At 69.0% G+C, this 14216-nt stretch carries 15 protein-coding genes; 4 read left to right on the top strand and 11 right to left on the bottom strand.

Annotated elements, in window-relative coordinates; translation table 11 throughout:
• Position 1: 1 nt before the first annotated feature.
• The 3 genes from SFB74_RS01720 to SFB74_RS01710 are packed head-to-tail and all read right to left on the bottom strand — an operon-like array spanning position 2 to position 1931.
• Positions 2-496 (bottom strand): DUF4279 domain-containing protein, encoded by a 495-nt coding sequence (locus tag SFB74_RS01720; protein WP_432728938.1) that lies wholly within the window; start codon positions 494-496, stop codon positions 2-4.
• A 9-nt stretch (positions 497-505) separates the two neighbouring features.
• Positions 506-982 carry a hypothetical protein gene (locus SFB74_RS01715; RefSeq protein WP_432728937.1) on the bottom strand — a complete coding sequence of 159 codons (477 nt, stop codon included), beginning with the start codon at positions 980-982 and terminating at the stop codon, positions 506-508.
• 25 nt (positions 983-1007) lie between these two features.
• Complete coding sequence (locus SFB74_RS01710) at positions 1008-1931, bottom strand: DMT family transporter (RefSeq protein ID WP_432728935.1); 924 nt, start codon at positions 1929-1931, stop codon at positions 1008-1010.
• A gap of 129 nt (positions 1932-2060) precedes the next feature.
• Here SFB74_RS01710 and SFB74_RS01705 point away from each other — a divergent pair, with 129 nt between their 5' ends.
• Positions 2061-3023: a LysR family transcriptional regulator gene (locus SFB74_RS01705; protein WP_432728934.1), complete on the top strand. Its 963-nt coding sequence runs from the start codon at positions 2061-2063 to the stop codon at positions 3021-3023.
• On the opposite strand, the gene SFB74_RS01700 is transcribed toward SFB74_RS01705, so the two are convergent.
• Entirely contained in the window at positions 2977-3729 is a 753-nt protein-coding gene (locus tag SFB74_RS01700; protein WP_432728933.1) for a hypothetical protein, read from the bottom strand. The genes SFB74_RS01705 and SFB74_RS01700 overlap by 47 nt on opposite strands.
• Positions 3730-3751: 22 nt before the next feature.
• Positions 3752-4855: an alanine racemase gene (alr, locus tag SFB74_RS01695; protein ID WP_432728932.1), complete on the bottom strand. Its 1104-nt coding sequence runs from the start codon at positions 4853-4855 to the stop codon at positions 3752-3754.
• A 183-nt stretch (positions 4856-5038) separates the two neighbouring features.
• Here alr and lplT point away from each other — a divergent pair, with 183 nt between their 5' ends.
• From lplT to SFB74_RS01680, 3 genes are all read left to right on the top strand, one after another.
• Positions 5039-6343 (top strand): lysophospholipid transporter LplT, encoded by a 1305-nt coding sequence (gene lplT / locus SFB74_RS01690; protein WP_432728931.1) that lies wholly within the window; start codon positions 5039-5041, stop codon positions 6341-6343.
• Positions 6344-6406: 63 nt separating this feature from the next.
• Entirely contained in the window at positions 6407-7300 is an 894-nt protein-coding gene (locus SFB74_RS01685; RefSeq protein WP_432728930.1) for a DMT family transporter, read from the top strand.
• An 11-nt stretch (positions 7301-7311) separates the two neighbouring features.
• A complete protein-coding gene (locus tag SFB74_RS01680; RefSeq protein WP_432728929.1) occupies positions 7312-7800 on the top strand; it encodes a glutathione peroxidase in 489 nt (162 codons plus the stop codon).
• Between the two features lie 19 nt (positions 7801-7819).
• Here the strand turns inward: SFB74_RS01680 and SFB74_RS01675 are convergent, their stop codons facing one another.
• The 6 genes from SFB74_RS01675 to SFB74_RS01650 all read right to left on the bottom strand — a co-directional run bounded on the left by SFB74_RS01675 (position 7820) and on the right by SFB74_RS01650 (position 14216).
• Entirely contained in the window at positions 7820-8260 is a 441-nt protein-coding gene (locus tag SFB74_RS01675) for a hypothetical protein (RefSeq protein ID WP_093206803.1), read from the bottom strand.
• Positions 8261-8374: 114 nt separating this feature from the next.
• Complete coding sequence (gene glcF, locus SFB74_RS01670; RefSeq protein WP_432728928.1) at positions 8375-9613, bottom strand: glycolate oxidase subunit GlcF; 1239 nt, start codon at positions 9611-9613, stop codon at positions 8375-8377.
• Positions 9614-9629: 16 nt separating this feature from the next.
• The gene (gene glcE, locus SFB74_RS01665; protein WP_432728927.1) at positions 9630-10748 is read right to left on the bottom strand and encodes a glycolate oxidase subunit GlcE; all 1119 of its coding nucleotides are present in this window, start codon (positions 10746-10748) and stop codon (positions 9630-9632) included.
• A gap of 5 nt (positions 10749-10753) precedes the next feature.
• Positions 10754-12256, bottom strand: coding sequence for an FAD-linked oxidase C-terminal domain-containing protein (locus SFB74_RS01660; RefSeq protein WP_432728926.1), 1503 nt, complete (start codon positions 12254-12256; stop codon positions 10754-10756).
• A 122-nt stretch (positions 12257-12378) separates the two neighbouring features.
• The gene (locus SFB74_RS01655; RefSeq protein WP_432728925.1) at positions 12379-13263 is read right to left on the bottom strand and encodes a LysR substrate-binding domain-containing protein; all 885 of its coding nucleotides are present in this window, start codon (positions 13261-13263) and stop codon (positions 12379-12381) included.
• Between the two features lie 20 nt (positions 13264-13283).
• On the bottom strand, positions 13284-14216 hold the full coding sequence (locus tag SFB74_RS01650; protein WP_432728924.1) for an SMP-30/gluconolactonase/LRE family protein: 933 nt from the start codon (positions 14214-14216) through the stop codon (positions 13284-13286).

Genomic DNA, 14216 nt, shown 5'->3' with positions numbered 1-14216 from the left:
CTCAGACACATGTGAAGTTGAACGACAGTCCGAGGCCAAGGTCTTTCATCATCGCCAGTGCGCCTGGGCTGGCCCTCAAGACGGGGTACGGACTTTCGGACAGGCACCCCAGGCACAGGTCTGCCCACTCGCCGCGAGCACACAGCCCGGCGAAGTACGCTTTATGCGGGGCGATCTGTGCCTGGAGCCATTCAAGATGCTGGTCGATCGTTGCCAGTTCGCCAAGCGGAGATTCGAGACGCCACAGATCCTCGGTCCAGCAGCCGAGGGCGGGGCTTCTCCCGCGAAGCTCACCCTTTCTGTGCGAGTGCGTGGACGCAATGCCCGTCCTGGAAAAGATCTCGTCGTGGTACGCGCCAACGCCCGCAATGCGCAAGCTGGCGTCGAACCGATGCTGGCTCGACGCTCGCGCAGGCGCTTGCCTATCCTTTTCCCTTTGGCGTCGACGCCGGAGATGCGCCAGTCTTTTTTGAGTTCTGGTGGAAATGCGGGTCATCTTCCGACCTTATCTCGGCTTGTAGGTGTCGAGAAACTTTCCAACGAAATTGCCTTCTTCAGTGCCATCCGGTCGTGTGATCAGCCAATCGACCATGTCCGTCTCCGGGAACGTGTAGGCATCGCCGAAGCGGAAGTTCTCGACGTGCGCGATGTTGCTCCATATCTTTCCTGTGACGGTGCCGGCCTGGATGCGCTGCACGGCAACGAAGACCTGCTCGACATGTCCTTTTCGGTCGACGATTCGCGTGGTCAGGAAGAAGAATTGCCCCTTCGGAAGCCCGGCAAGAAATCGCTGTTTAGCTTGAGGGTAGGAAGCCTTGGCCTGTGCAACATAGGGGGCGATGGCCCGCTCCATCTGGCCGGCTGCGTCGGAGCGAACGGGCCTGTCCTGCGGCGCATTGGGCGCCAGGACAGGATCGGCGGCAAGGGCCGGGGCCGTGGCGCACAGCCACATGGAAAGACTCAGGAACGCTACATATTTCATGCAGGGAGCAAGCTTGAATACCCGGTCAGGCGGTATCGCCGAGGATGCCACGACGGGTGCTGGTACTGGCCGGCATCGCCACCCACCACGCCGCCCCAACGATCAGCAAGCCCCCCGCCCAACCCCACGGCCCGATGCGCTCGCCGAAGCCGTACGCCGCGATCAGCGCGCCGAACACCGGCTCGCTGCCCATCAGCAGCGACACCCGGCTCGGGCTCGAGCGCGAGGCTGCGTGGTTCTGCGCGAAGAAGGCGAAGACGGTGCACAGCAGCACGAGGTACGCCATGCCCCACCAGAACGAAGCGGTGGCGGGCGGCATGTGCCAGGTGCCGCCGGCCGGCGAGGCGACGAGCGCGAGCAGCGCCGCGCCCAGGGCCATCATGCCCGACTGCACGGCCGTGAGCGTCAGCGCTGGCATCGCGTGATGACCGGCGAGCCGCCGCGTCATGCAGACCATCACGGCGCGCAGGAAGGCGGCGATCACCATCAGGCCGTCGCCCCAGCCGACCGAAAGCTCGGCGGGCGAGGTGGCCGACAGCATCGCGGCGCCCAGTGCCGACAGGCCGGCTGCCCAGAACACGCGCCGCGCCGGCCTCTGGCCCAGGAGCCACCACTCGACGAAAGGCGTGAGCGCGACGCACAGGCTGATGAGGAAGGCGGCATTGCTGGCCGTGGTGAGCGACACGCCGAAGGTCTCGCACACGAAGATCGCCAGCAGGTTCGCGCCGAGCAGGCCGCCGACCGCGAGGCCCTGGCGCCACCGCGCACCGAACAGCGGCCTCAGCGCGGGCAGCAGCACGACGAAGGTCAGCCCGAAGCGCAGCGCGATGAACTCCAGCACGGGCAGCTGCTGCGTCGCCTGCTTGGCCACCGCGTAGCTGCCGCCCCACACCGCCGCCACGAGCAGCAGCATGACTTCGGCAAGACCGATGCCCGCCGGTTTTCTCATCTTTGAATCCATACTCCGCTTCCGCCGTCCGCGAACATTTCCGAAAACCCGACGCATCCATCGGGCAGGAAATTGTTCCGGGCATCACCCGGGCCGCACAGCCGTCGGCCGGAACAGGACTATTGCGTCGTGGGAACGAATTCATTTCTCAAGGTGCTGCCGGAGATGGTGACCTTCGTGCGGGTCGCCGAGCTGGGCAGCTTCTCTGCGGCGGCCGACCTGCTGGGCATGACGCCGTCGGCGGCGAGCCGGCAGGTGAAGCGGCTCGAAAAGGAGATCGGCGTGCAGCTGCTTCAGCGCACCACGCGCCAGCTGCGGCTGACCGAGCCCGGCGCCGAGGCCTTCGCGCGCTGCCGCGAGCTGGTGCTGGCGGCGCAGGGCGCGATGGAGATCGGTGAGCAGTTCGCCGCCGGGCCCAGCGGGCTGGTGCGCATCAGCGCGCCGAAAGCTTTCGCGCGGCGGGTGCTGCATGCGCACATCCTCGAGTTCCTGCGGCGCTATCCCGAGGTGGACGTGCAGCTCATCGTGGCCGACCGCGACGTCGACCCGATCCGCGAAGGCGTCGACCTGGTGGTGCGGCTGACGACGAAGCCGCCCGAGGGGCTGGTGGCGCGGCAGCTGATGCCGGTGGGGCACATCCTCTGCGCCTCGCCGCGCTACCTGGCGGAGCACCCCGTCATCGCGCATCCGGGCGACCTCGCGGCGCACAGCTGCCTTTCATTGGGCGAGCACGAGCGCGACAACCATTGGCGGTTCGGCAGGAAAGAAGGAGAAAAGGAGGAGGCGGAAGTCATCGTGCGCGGCCGCTATGTCTCGAACCACAGCGAGGTGCGGCTCGAAGGCGCGCTCGCGGACCTGGGCGTGGCCGTGGTGCCGGCCTTCGTCGCGCAGGAGGCGCTGGACGCGGGAAGCCTCGTGCGCGTGCTGCCCGAGTGGGAGTACCGCGGCAACTACCAGGGGCACGCGTACATCCTGTACCCACCCAACCGCTTCATGGCGCCCAAGTGCAGGGCGCTGGTCGATCACCTGCTCGGTGCGCTCGGCGTCAGTGCGTCTTCATCAGGACGCGCACGGCCTCGGGCAGGGAGTTGACCTGCGGCATGAAGTGATCGAGCAGCGCGCCCAGCGCCACCGCGCAGATCACCGCGCCCAGCAGCGGCTTCCAGGTGAGCCGCACCGCGGCCATGAGCCAGCCCTCGCGCGCCACGCGCACCGCCGCGCGCGCCGACACGTACGAGAACGCGATTTCGATGGCCACGGCCAGCAGCGCGTCCCAGCTGAAGTACAGCAGCACGAGCGAGCCCGCGCCGAACAGGATGGCCACGCAGATCAGGAAGATGGCGATCACCGGAATGACGACCACCGCGCCCTCGTCGGCGCCGCCGGCCACGTCGAGCGCGCCGCTGGCGATGTCCGAGAGGCCGCTGCCGCCGCCACCGTCGCCCGGGGCCTCGCCGATGCTCGCGTGACCGTGCGAGCCGCCGCGTCCGCCGCCTAACTCGAAGTCCGGCGCGTCGACGTTGAGGTCGAGGTCGCGCTCCTCGACCAGCCGCTTCGCCCACCAGCGCAGCACCAGCAGGTAGCCGAGATAGCCCACGCCCAGCGTAAGGAAGTAGCGCACCGCGAGCGAATCGACGTGCAGCAGGTGCATCTGCAGCGCCGAGACGCCCCACATCAGCAGCAGCGTGAAGCTGCCGATCAGGATGCCGTGCGTGCGCAGGCTGTATTTGCGATGGAGCTCGCGCTCGACCTGCGTTTCCCACAGGCGCACGGAGCGCCAGTTGGAAAGGATCTTCACGGCTTCAGGCTGTTCGGGCGACTCAGGCGGCGTCCGCCATGTCGGCGAAGGGCACGCGCGGCGCCACCGCGCACATGAGCTCGTAGCCGATGGTGCCGCCGGCCCGCGCGACCTCGTCGATGGGCAGCACGGCGCCGGTCTTCTCCGACTTGCCCCACAGCGTGACCTCGCTGCCGAACCTGGCGTCGGGCACGTTGGTGAGGTCGACGGTGATCATGTCCATGCTCACGCGCCCGACCATGCGGGTGCGCACGCCGTTCACCAGCACCGGCGTGCCGGTGCCGCAGTGGCGCGGGTAGCCGTCGGCATAGCCGACCGCCGCCACGCCGATGGTGATGGGCCCCTCAGCGGTGAAGTTGGAGCCGTAGCCGACGGTGTCTCCGGCCTGCAGCGTCTGCACCGACAGGAGCCGGGTCGACAGCGTCATGGTGGATTGCAGCTGCCAGTGCGCCGCATCGTGCACCGGGAAGTCGGGCGCGCCGCCGTACAGCATGACGCCGGGGCGCACCCAGTCGCCGCGCGTGAGGTCGGCGTGGCGCAGCGTGGCCGCGCTGTTGGCGATGGAGCGCTCGCCGGGCAGGTCGCGGGTGGCGCGCTCGAAGGCCTCGAGCTGGTGGGCGATGCCGCGCTCGCCGTCGGCGTCGCTGAAGTGGGTCATGAGGGAGATCTCGTCGACCTGGGTGAGCGCGTTGAGGCGGGTCCAGGCGGAGCCGAAGCGCTCGGGCGTGAAGCCCAGGCGGTTCATGCCCGAGTTCATCTTGAGGAACACACGTTGCGGCTTGAGGGTCTTGTGGGCGGCGAGCATGTCGATCTGCTCGTCGCAGTGCACGGTGTGCCAGAGGTCCAGCCGCGAGCACAGCTCCAGGTCGCGGGCCTCGAAGACGCCCTCCAGCAGCAGCACCGGGCCGCGCCAGCCGAGGGCGCGCACGCGCTCGGCTTCGGCCAGGTCGAGCATCGCGAAGCCGTCGGCACCTCGCAAACCCTCATAGACCCGCTCGATGCCATGGCCATAGGCGTTGGCCTTGACGACGGCCCAGACGCGGGCCTCGAGGGCCGAACGGCGCGCCCGCTCGAGGTTGTGGCGCAGGGCTTCGGTGTGGACGGTGGCGAGGATCGGGCGCGGCATGAAGGGTTTCCGGGAAGGGCTCGGGGACAATGCAGACCACGTTTTAGCATCTTCGGGAATGGGGTCGAACACGGTGGGGATGCCGGATTCGATGTCGCACCCCCGTGCTATAACCGCCCATTCGCCCTCTACGCGACACTTTTTCACTACCGCCAGCAGACCCTCTGGCCAGCCAGCCCATCGATGAAGCGCGGTTTCTACACGATCATGTCGGCCCAGTTCTTTTCGTCGCTGGCCGACCAAGCGCTTTTCGTTGTTGCGGTCGACCTCATGCGGAGTTCGGGCGCGCCCGAATGGCAACGCGCGGCGCTGGTGCCCATCTTCGCGGTCTTCTACGTGGTGCTCGCCCCGCTGGTGGGCGCCTTCGCCGACGCCCTGCCCAAGGGCAAGGTGATGTTCATCAGCAATGCCATCAAGGTGCTGGGCTGCGTGATGATGCTCTTCGGCTCGCACCCGCTGCTGTCCTATTCGATCGTGGGGCTGGGCGCGGCGGCGTACTCGCCGGCCAAGTACGGCATCCTCACCGAGCTGTTGCCGGCGTCGCAGCTGGTCAAGGCCAACGGCTGGATCGAGGGGCTGACCATCGCGTCGATCCTGCTGGGCATCGTGCTCGGCGGCGCGCTGGTGGGGCATGCGGTCTCCAGCAAGCTGCTGGCCTTCGACCTTCCGCTCATCGACACCGGCATCGACACGCCGGCCGAGGCCGCCCTCGCCGTGCTGATCTTCGTCTACATCCTCGCGGCCTGGTTCAACACCCGCATTCCGCACACCGGCGTCGAGATGCGCCCGCTGCGCGCCAACCCCGAGCACGGCCTGGCACGCAACATCGCCGCGCTGCTGCCCGACTTCTGGCACTGCAACGCCCGCCTGTGGCGCGACCGCCTCGGCCAGATCTCGCTGGCCACCACCACGCTCTTCTGGGGCGCCGGCGGCAACCTCAAGTACATCGTGCTGGCCTGGGCCTCGCTCGCCCTGGGCTACAACACCACGCAGGCCTCGGCGCTGACGGGCGTGGTGACCATCGGCACGGCCGTGGGCGCCATCGTCGCCTCGATGCGCATGCGGCTGGACATGGCCACGCGCGTGATTCCCATGGGCATCGCGATGGGCCTGATGGTGATCTGCATGAACTTCATCGGCAACGTGTGGCTGGCGGTGCCGTTCCTGATCCTGCTGGGCGGCCTGGGCGGCTTCCTGGTGGTGCCGATGAACGCGCTGCTGCAGCACCGCGGCCACAACCTGATGGGCGCGGGCCGCTCCATCGCGGTGCAGAACTTCAACGAGCAGGCCTGCATTCTTCTGCTGGGCGGCTTCTACAGCGTGTGCACGGGCCTCGGACTCTCGGCCTACGGCGCCATCAGCGCCTTCGGCCTCGTGGTGGCGGGCTGCATGTGGATCATCAAGCGCTGGCACGAGAACAACCTCAAGAAATATCCCGAGGAAGTCGAGCACCTGCTGGCTATCGCCCGTAGCGACAAGCATCACTGACACCGCTCGCACGCGTTGGTGAAACCGCCGGCGCGGCCGGCGCTCCCTTCTTCCAACGCAACAATGCCAGCACTCGCCCTGCTACTGAACGCCTTCGTCTGGGGCGTCTCCTGGTTTCCCTTCCGCCAGATCGCGGGCCACGGGCTGCATCCGCTGTGGACCACCTGCCTGATCTACCTGGCCATCGCCGTGCTGATGGGCGTGCTGCGCCGGCATGCGTGGAAGGGCTTCGCGGCCTTTCCGATGCTGGCGGTGCTGGGCCTCGCCGCCGGCTTCACCAACGTGGGCTTCAACTGGGCCGTGACGCAGGGCGACGTGGTGCGCGTGGTGCTGCTCTTCTACCTGATGCCCCTGTGGAGTGTGCTGCTGGCCTGGCTGCTGCTCGGCGAGCGCCCCACCGGCGGTGCGCTGGCGCGCGTGGCGCTGGCGCTGACCGGCGTGGCGGTGGTGCTGAAGGCGCCCGGCACCGACTGGCCGGTGCCTTCGAGCCTGCCCGACTGGCTGGGCGTGGCCGCCGGCTTCGGCTTTGCCGTCACCAACATCGCGTTGCGCCACCTGCGGCAGGCGCCGGGCGAATCGCGCGCGCTGGCGATGTTCTGCGGCTGCACCTTCGTGGCCGGCGTCGCGGCGCTGGGCGGCACCGCGCTGGGCGCGTTCGATTCGCCGCTGCATGCTTCGCCCGGCTGGCTGGGCTGGGCCGCGCTGCTGGGCACGGCCTTCGTCTTCGCCAACGTGTGTCTGCAGTACGGCGCGGCGCGGCTCACGGCTTCGGCGACCTCGGTGATCATGCTGTCGGAGGTGCTGTTCGCCAGCGTGTCGTCGGTGGCGCTGGGCGCGGCCTCCATGGACCCGCGCATCCTCATGGGCGGCGCGCTGATCGTGCTGGGGGCCGTCTGGGCTGCGTTTGCGCGAACGCCTGCGCGGCGCGATGATCGCGCCTCGTCTTCTCCCACCTGAGGAAAAACAGCATGACCAGCGTCTACGACTTCGAAGCCAACCTGATCGACGGCAAGCCGGTGAAGCTCTCCACCTTCAGGGGCAAGGTGCTGCTGATCGTCAACACCGCCAGCAAGTGCGGCTTTACGCCGCAGTTCGCGGGGCTGGAGGCGCTGCACGAGAAGTACGCCGGCAAGGGCCTCACGGTGCTGGGCTTTCCCTCGAACCAGTTCGGCGCGCAGGACCCGGGCACCAACGAGGAGATCGGCGCCTTCTGCACGAAGAACTACGGCGTGAGCTTTCCGATGATGGAGAAGATCGACGTGAATGGCAGCAATGCCGCGCCGCTGTACCAGTGGCTCACGAAGGAAAAGCCGGGCCTCCTGGGCAGCACGGCCATCAAGTGGAACTTCACGAAGTTCCTGGTCGGGCGCGACGGCACGGTGCTCAAGCGCTACGCGCCGCTGGACACGCCGGCCTCGCTCGAGCGCGACGTCGAAGCCGCGCTGGCCGCGGCCTGAACGGCCTGCGGCCGCCTCGTCAGAACCTGAAGTCGGCCGTCTTCGGCCCGCCGCCGACCGTCACGGTCTGGCTCTTCACCGCGCCGCCGGGCGCCGCGACGTCGATCACGTAGCGCCCGTTCGGCACGTCGACCAGGCAGACCGGGCCGCTGGCGCGGAACGCCAGGGCCGCGGCGTTGTTGGCATCGCCACCCTTGATGGTCACGTCGACGTTCGCCATGTAGGCGCCGTCGGCGCGCGCGAACAGCAGCGCGAGCGGATGTTCCTTCATGGCCGCGCGCATCGCCGTCGATTCGTCGGAGCCGATGCCGCCGCACACATAGCGCGCCGAGCCGGCGCCCTGCCATGGCGGCATGGCGCCCTGGGCCTGCGCGGCCATCGCACCGCCCGCGCAGACGCAGGCCAGCAGCACGCGGCGCAGCGTGGCGGAGGTGAAGGATGCAGGCAGAAGGTGAGACATGGCGCTTTCTCCTTGGAGATTCGGTGCGGCCATGATGCGCCGCGAACCGGCGCCGGGCGAGTCGGACCAACCCCCTCCTCCTTGTCCGACGATGCCTGCGATCAGGCCTCGTGATCAGGCCTTGCCCGGCACCAGCGCCGCGTCCAGCAACTCGACCCAGTGCCGCACCGGCGTGTCGCCGCTGCCGCTTTGCAGGTGCGTGATGCAGCCGATGTTGGCCGAGGCGATGGTGGTGGGCTGCAGCTGCTTCAGGTGCCCCAGCTTGCGGTCGCGCAGCGGATAGGCCAGCTCGGGCTGTAGCACCGAGTAGGTACCGGCCGAGCCGCAGCACAGGTGCGATTCGTTCATCGCCACGCGCATGTCGAAGCCCAGCGCGCGCAGGTGCGTCTCGACGCCGCCGCGCAGCTTCTGGCCGTGCTGCAGCGTGCACGGCGGGTGGTAGGCCACCACGCCGGCGGGCGCCTTCACGCGGGCCTTCAGCGCAGGCACCAGATCAGGCAGCAGCTCGCTCAGGTCGCGCGTGAGCTCGCTGATGCGCGCGGCCTTCAGCGCATAGGCCGCGTCGTGCTGCAGGATGTGGCCGTACTCGCGCACGGTGACGCCGCAGCCCGATGCATTCATGACGATGGCCTCGACCTCGTTGCGCTCCACGTACGGCCACCACGCGTCGATGTTGGCGCGCATCTGCGCCTTGCCGCCGTCCTGGTCGTTCAGGTGGAACTTCACCGCGCCGCAGCAGCCGGCCTCGGGCGCGATCACCGCCTGGATGCCGGCCGCGTCGAGCACGCGCGCGGTGGCGCTGTTGATGTTGGGCATCATCGACGGCTGCACGCAGCCCGCGAGCATCAGCACCTTGCGCGCATGCGTGGCCGTGGGCCATGCGCCAGCCTCCTGCTTCGCGGGCACCTTGGCCTTCAGCGCCTCGGGCAGCAGCCCGCGCACCGACTGGCCCAGCTTCATCGCAGGGCCGAAGAGCGGCGACGGCAGGCCTTCCTTCAACACCCAGCGTTGTGCCGATTCCATCCCGGGGCGCGGCACCTTCTCGTCGACGATCCTGCGGCCGATGTCGACCAGATGCCCGTACTGCACGCCGCTCGGGCAGGTGCTCTCGCAGTTGCGGCAGGTGAGGCAGCGGTCGAGGTGCAGCTGCGTGCTGCGCGTCGGCGCCTTGCCCTCGAGCACCTGCTTGATGAGGTAGATGCGTCCGCGCGGGCCGTCGAGCTCGTCGCCGAGCAGCTGGTAGGTCGGGCAGGTGGCGGTGCAGAAGCCGCAGTGCACGCACTTGCGCAGGATGGCTTCGGCCTCGCGGCCTTCGTCGGTGCCTTGGAATTCGGGGGCGAGCTCGGTTTGCATGTCTCTGTTCTTGTTCTCAGTTGGCGGGCAGCAGGCGGCCGCGATTGAAAAGGCCGTGCGGATCGAACTCGCGCATCAGCGCGCGCTGGATGCGTTCGACGGGTGCACTCAGCGCATCGAAGCGCGGCACTTCGGCCTGCGGGGCCGAGCCCGGCAGACGGAACAGCGTGGCGTGGCCACCCGCCGCGCGTGCGATCTCGCGGATGCGCGCGGCCTCCGACGGCGGCGCCTTGTACCAGCGCTGGCCGCCGTGCCATTCGATCAGCGGCGCGGCGCCATCGATGGAAAGCACCGGCGCGGTCTGCGGCACCGACACACGCCAGAGCGCATCGGGCCCCTCACCGGAGGCGAACCACGGCAGTTGCTGGTCGCGCAGCGATTGCCAGTCGGCGGCGGCGCGCGCATTGTCCTTGCGCTCGCCGCCCAGGTGCTCGCATGCGGCTTCCACCGCCGCCACGGCGCCGCGCAGCCGCAGGTAGAGCGCGCCCGCGCCGGCGTATTCGAACCAGCAGCTCGCGTTCAGCGGCAACGGTCGGCCACCCCATTCGTTGAGCAGACGCAAGGCATCGGCCTGGCCGCAGGCGAACTCGAGCGTCGCTTCGGCGGGCGGCACAGGCAGCACCTTGAGACTGACTTCCGCGATCACGCCCAGCGTGCCGAGCGAACCGGCAAGCACCCGCGACACGTCGTAGCCCGCGACGTTCTTCATCACCTGCCCGCCGAAAGTCAGCACCTCGCCACGACCGTTGACCAGCGTGGCGCCGAGCACGTAGTCGCGCACCGAGCCGACGCTCGCGCGCGCCGGGCCGCTCAGCCCGGCCGCGACCATGCCGCCCACCGTGCCACCGCTGCCGAAGCACGGCGGCTCGAAGGGCAGGCACTGGCCCTTCTCGGCGAGTGCCGCTTCGAGTTCGGCCAGCGGCGTGCCCGCGCGCACGGTGACGACCAGCTCGCTCGGCTCGTAGCTGGTGATACCTGCGAGCGGGCGCATGTCGAGCAGTTCGCCCTGCGGCGCTTCGCCGTAGAAATCCTTGGTGCCGCCGCCGCGGATGCACAGCGGCGTGGCGTCAGCGGCCGAGGCGCGGATGCGCTCGACGACCTGCTGGAGTGCGTTGTCGTTGTTGTTGTTTTCCATTGCCATCAGAACCTTGGCAGATCGGAGTGCGGCAGCCTGCCGCCGCGCACCACCTGCTTGCCGTACTCGGCGCAGCGTTGCAACGTCGGGATCACCTTGCCGGGGTTGAGCATGCCCTCGGGATCGAAGGCGCGCTTCACGCCGAACATCTGCTCGTTCTCGGCGGCGGTGAACTGCACGCACATGCTGTTGAGCTTCTCCACGCCCACCCCATGCTCGCCCGAGACGGTGCCGCCCATGGCGACGCTGGTCTCGAGGATGTCGGCGCCGAAGAGTTCGCAGCGGTGCAGCTCGTCGGGGTCGTTGGCATCGAACAGCACCAGCGGGTGCAGGTTGCCGTCGCCCGCGTGGAACACGTTGCAGCAGCGCAGGTTGTACTTTTTCTCCATCTCCTGGATGGCCAGCAGGATGTCGGCCAGCCGCTTGCGCGGAATCGTCGAGTCGAGGCACATGTAGTCCGGGCTGATGCGGCCCGAGGCGGGAAACGCGTTCTTGCGCCCGCTCCAGAACTTCATGCGCTCTTCCTCGCTGCTGCTGCAGGCGATGGCGGTGGCGCCGCAACCGCGCAGCACCTCGGTCATGCGGCCGATCTCCTCTTCCACCTCTTCGGGCGTGCCGTCGGATTCGCACAGCAGGATGGCGGCGGCGTCGAGGTCGTAGCCCGCGCGCACGAAGTCTTCCACCGCGGCGGTCATGGGCTTGTCCATCATCTCCAGCCCGGCGGGGATGATGCCGGCCGCGATCACTGCAGCCACCGCGTCGCCGGCCTTTCGCACGTCGTCGAAGCTGGCCATGATGCAGCGCGCGAGCTGCGGCTTGGGCACGAGCTTGACGGTGACCTCGGTGGTCACGGCCAGCATGCCCTCGCTGCCGATGACGAGCGCGAGCAGGTCGAGCCCCGGAGCGTCGAGCGCCTCGCCGCCGAACTCGATGGGCTCGCCCTCGGCCGTGAAGCCGCGCACGCGCATCACGTTGTGCAGCGTGAGGCCGTACTTCAGGCAGTGCACGCCGCCCGAGTTCTCGGCCACGTTGCCGCCGATGGTGCAGGCGATCTGGCTCGACGGATCGGGCGCGTAGTAGAGGTTGAAGGGCGCCGCAGCCTCGCTGATGGCCAGATTGCGCACGCCGCACTGCACCACGGCCGTGCGGCTCACCGGGTCGATCTTCAGGATGCGGTTGAACTTGGCGAGCGACATCGTCACGCCCATGGTGTGCGGCATGGCGCCGCCCGAGAGCCCGGTGCCCGCGCCGCGCGCCACCACGGGCACGCCGAGCTGGTGGCAGGTCTTGAGCACGGCGGCGACCTGCGCCTCGGTCTCGGGCAGGGCCACCACCAGCGGGCGGGCGCGGTAGGCGGTGAGGCCATCGCACTCGTAGGGGGTGGTGTCCTCGTCGTGCCAGATCAGCGCGTGGGCCGGCAGGTGCGACTGCAGCGCGCGCACTATCTGCGACTGGCGCTCCGTTTTCTGTAGCGAATCGTGTTGCGTGGGGGTCAGCGGCGCGTTCATGCGGCGGCCTCTTTTCTTTCTTGCTCGCGGGATGTCTCGTGTTTACCGCACTCTACGGACATTCCGGCCGCCCCGGGTTGATGGATTTTTGCCGGGTGCTTGAAAGAACTTCGCGGCCCGGTTCAGCGCAGGCTCTGCCCCAGCCAGTCGGCGAAGGCCGCGCACTCCCAGCGCTCCAGCGTGCCGGGCTGCCAGCAGATGAAGTGCCGGTGCGGCGAGATCACGGCCTGGTCGGACAGCGCCACCAGCCGCCCCGATTCGAACCACTCCGCGCCCAGCTTCTGCCGCACCAGCGCCACGCCGAAGCCGCTGGCGGCCGCGTCGTACATGAGCCCCAGGTCGTTGAACTGCGAGCCGATGGCGGGCTCAGGCTGGTCGATGCCGCAGCTCGCGAACCAGGTGCCCCAGGGCTCGAGCGGGCTGCGGATCAGCCGCGCGGCGGCGATCTCCGCCGCACTGCGGAAGCCCGTGAAGGGGCCGAACTCGTTGAGGTAGCTCGGGCTGCAGGCGGGCACCACCTGCTCCTCGATCAGCAGCCGGTGCTCGCAGTCGGCATAACCGCCGGGGCCGTAGCGCACCTCCAGGTCGGCCTGCTCGGCCGTCACGTCGAGCAGCGGGATCGACACCTGCAGCACCAGTTCGATGTCGGGGTAGATGTTGCGGAACAGCTCCAGCCTCGGCATGAGGAACTGCCGGCTGAAGGTGGGCGTGACGGCGATGCGCAGTCGCGTGGCGCGCTGCGCCGCGCTGCCGCCGAGCGGTGTCGCCTGCAGCGCGGCGAGCCCCGTGCGCACGTTCGCGAGATAGGCCGCGCCATCGGCCGTGAGGCTGAAGTCGCCGCGGCCGAAGAGCTTGAAGCCGACATGCGATTCGAGCTGGCGGATGCGGTGGCTCACGGCGCTGGGCGTCACGCACAACTCGTCGGCCGCGCGCCCGGCGTGGCGCAGACGGGCCACTGCCTCGAAGGTCAGCAGGCACTGGATCGGCGGAATGTGCTGCAGGGCCATGCGCGCCCGAAGGTCCGATCTCAGTCCGCGAAGAAGTTGACGGGCAGCCCGGGCGTGTCGACCCGCATCGAGATCACCGTGCCCGAGGCGGGCCGCTGCGCGATCTCGGCGGCGGGACGGCCCTTGCGGCCGCTGGTGACGAACAGCGTCTTCAGGTCGTCGCCGCCGAAGCAGGGCATGGTCGGGCACTGCATGGGCACGGGCACCGAGGCCACGATCTCGCCCGAGGGCGCGAAGCGCAGCAGCTGCGCGCCCTCGAACATGGCAACCCAGTAGTGGCCCTGCGCGTCGACGGTGGCGCCGTCGGGGCGGCCCTGGTAGCCCAGCGGCGCGTCGACGCTCCAGCCCTCGGGCTTGGCGTCGAACTGGTGGAACACGCGGGCGTGCGAAAGCGAGTTGGCCTCCGCGTCCCAGTCCCATGCGCACACCACGTGCGCGGCGGTGTCGGCCCAGTAGAGAGTGCGCGCATCGGGCGAGAAGGCGAGGCCGTTGGCGGTGGTGGACTCGTTGGCCATCTGCGTGAGCGTGGGCGAGACGTCTGTGTCGGGACGTGCGTCGAAGCAGTAGAGCGCGGCGTTGGCGCGGTCTTTCGCCTCGTTGAGGGAGCCGCCCCAGAAGCGGCCCAGCGGGTCGCACTTGCCGTCGTTGAAGCGCATGGTGCGCACGTCGTGCTCCACGCGCGCCATCGCGACCAGCTCGCCGCCCCATTCACGCGCGCGGTAGATGCCGTCGCGCAGCGCGATCACGAGGCCGCCGCTGCGCGCGGGCGCCATGCAGCCGGGCTCGGTGGGCAGGGGCCAGCGCTCGACCTTCGCGCCCGGCGAGCCGATCTCGCCGCGCGTTCGCAGCACGGCACGGCCGGGAATGTCGAGCCAGTAGAGCGATCGTTCTTCGGGATGCCAGAACGGCGATTCGCCGAGCTCGCAGAGGCTGTCTTCGATGGAGGTCCACAT

The sequence above is a fragment of the Variovorax xiamenensis genome (assembly GCF_050916385.1).
Taxonomy (GTDB): domain Bacteria; phylum Pseudomonadota; class Gammaproteobacteria; order Burkholderiales; family Burkholderiaceae_C; genus Variovorax.
The sequence above is the reverse complement of the archived record's forward strand: the minus strand, read 5'-3'. Positions and strand labels throughout refer to the sequence as shown.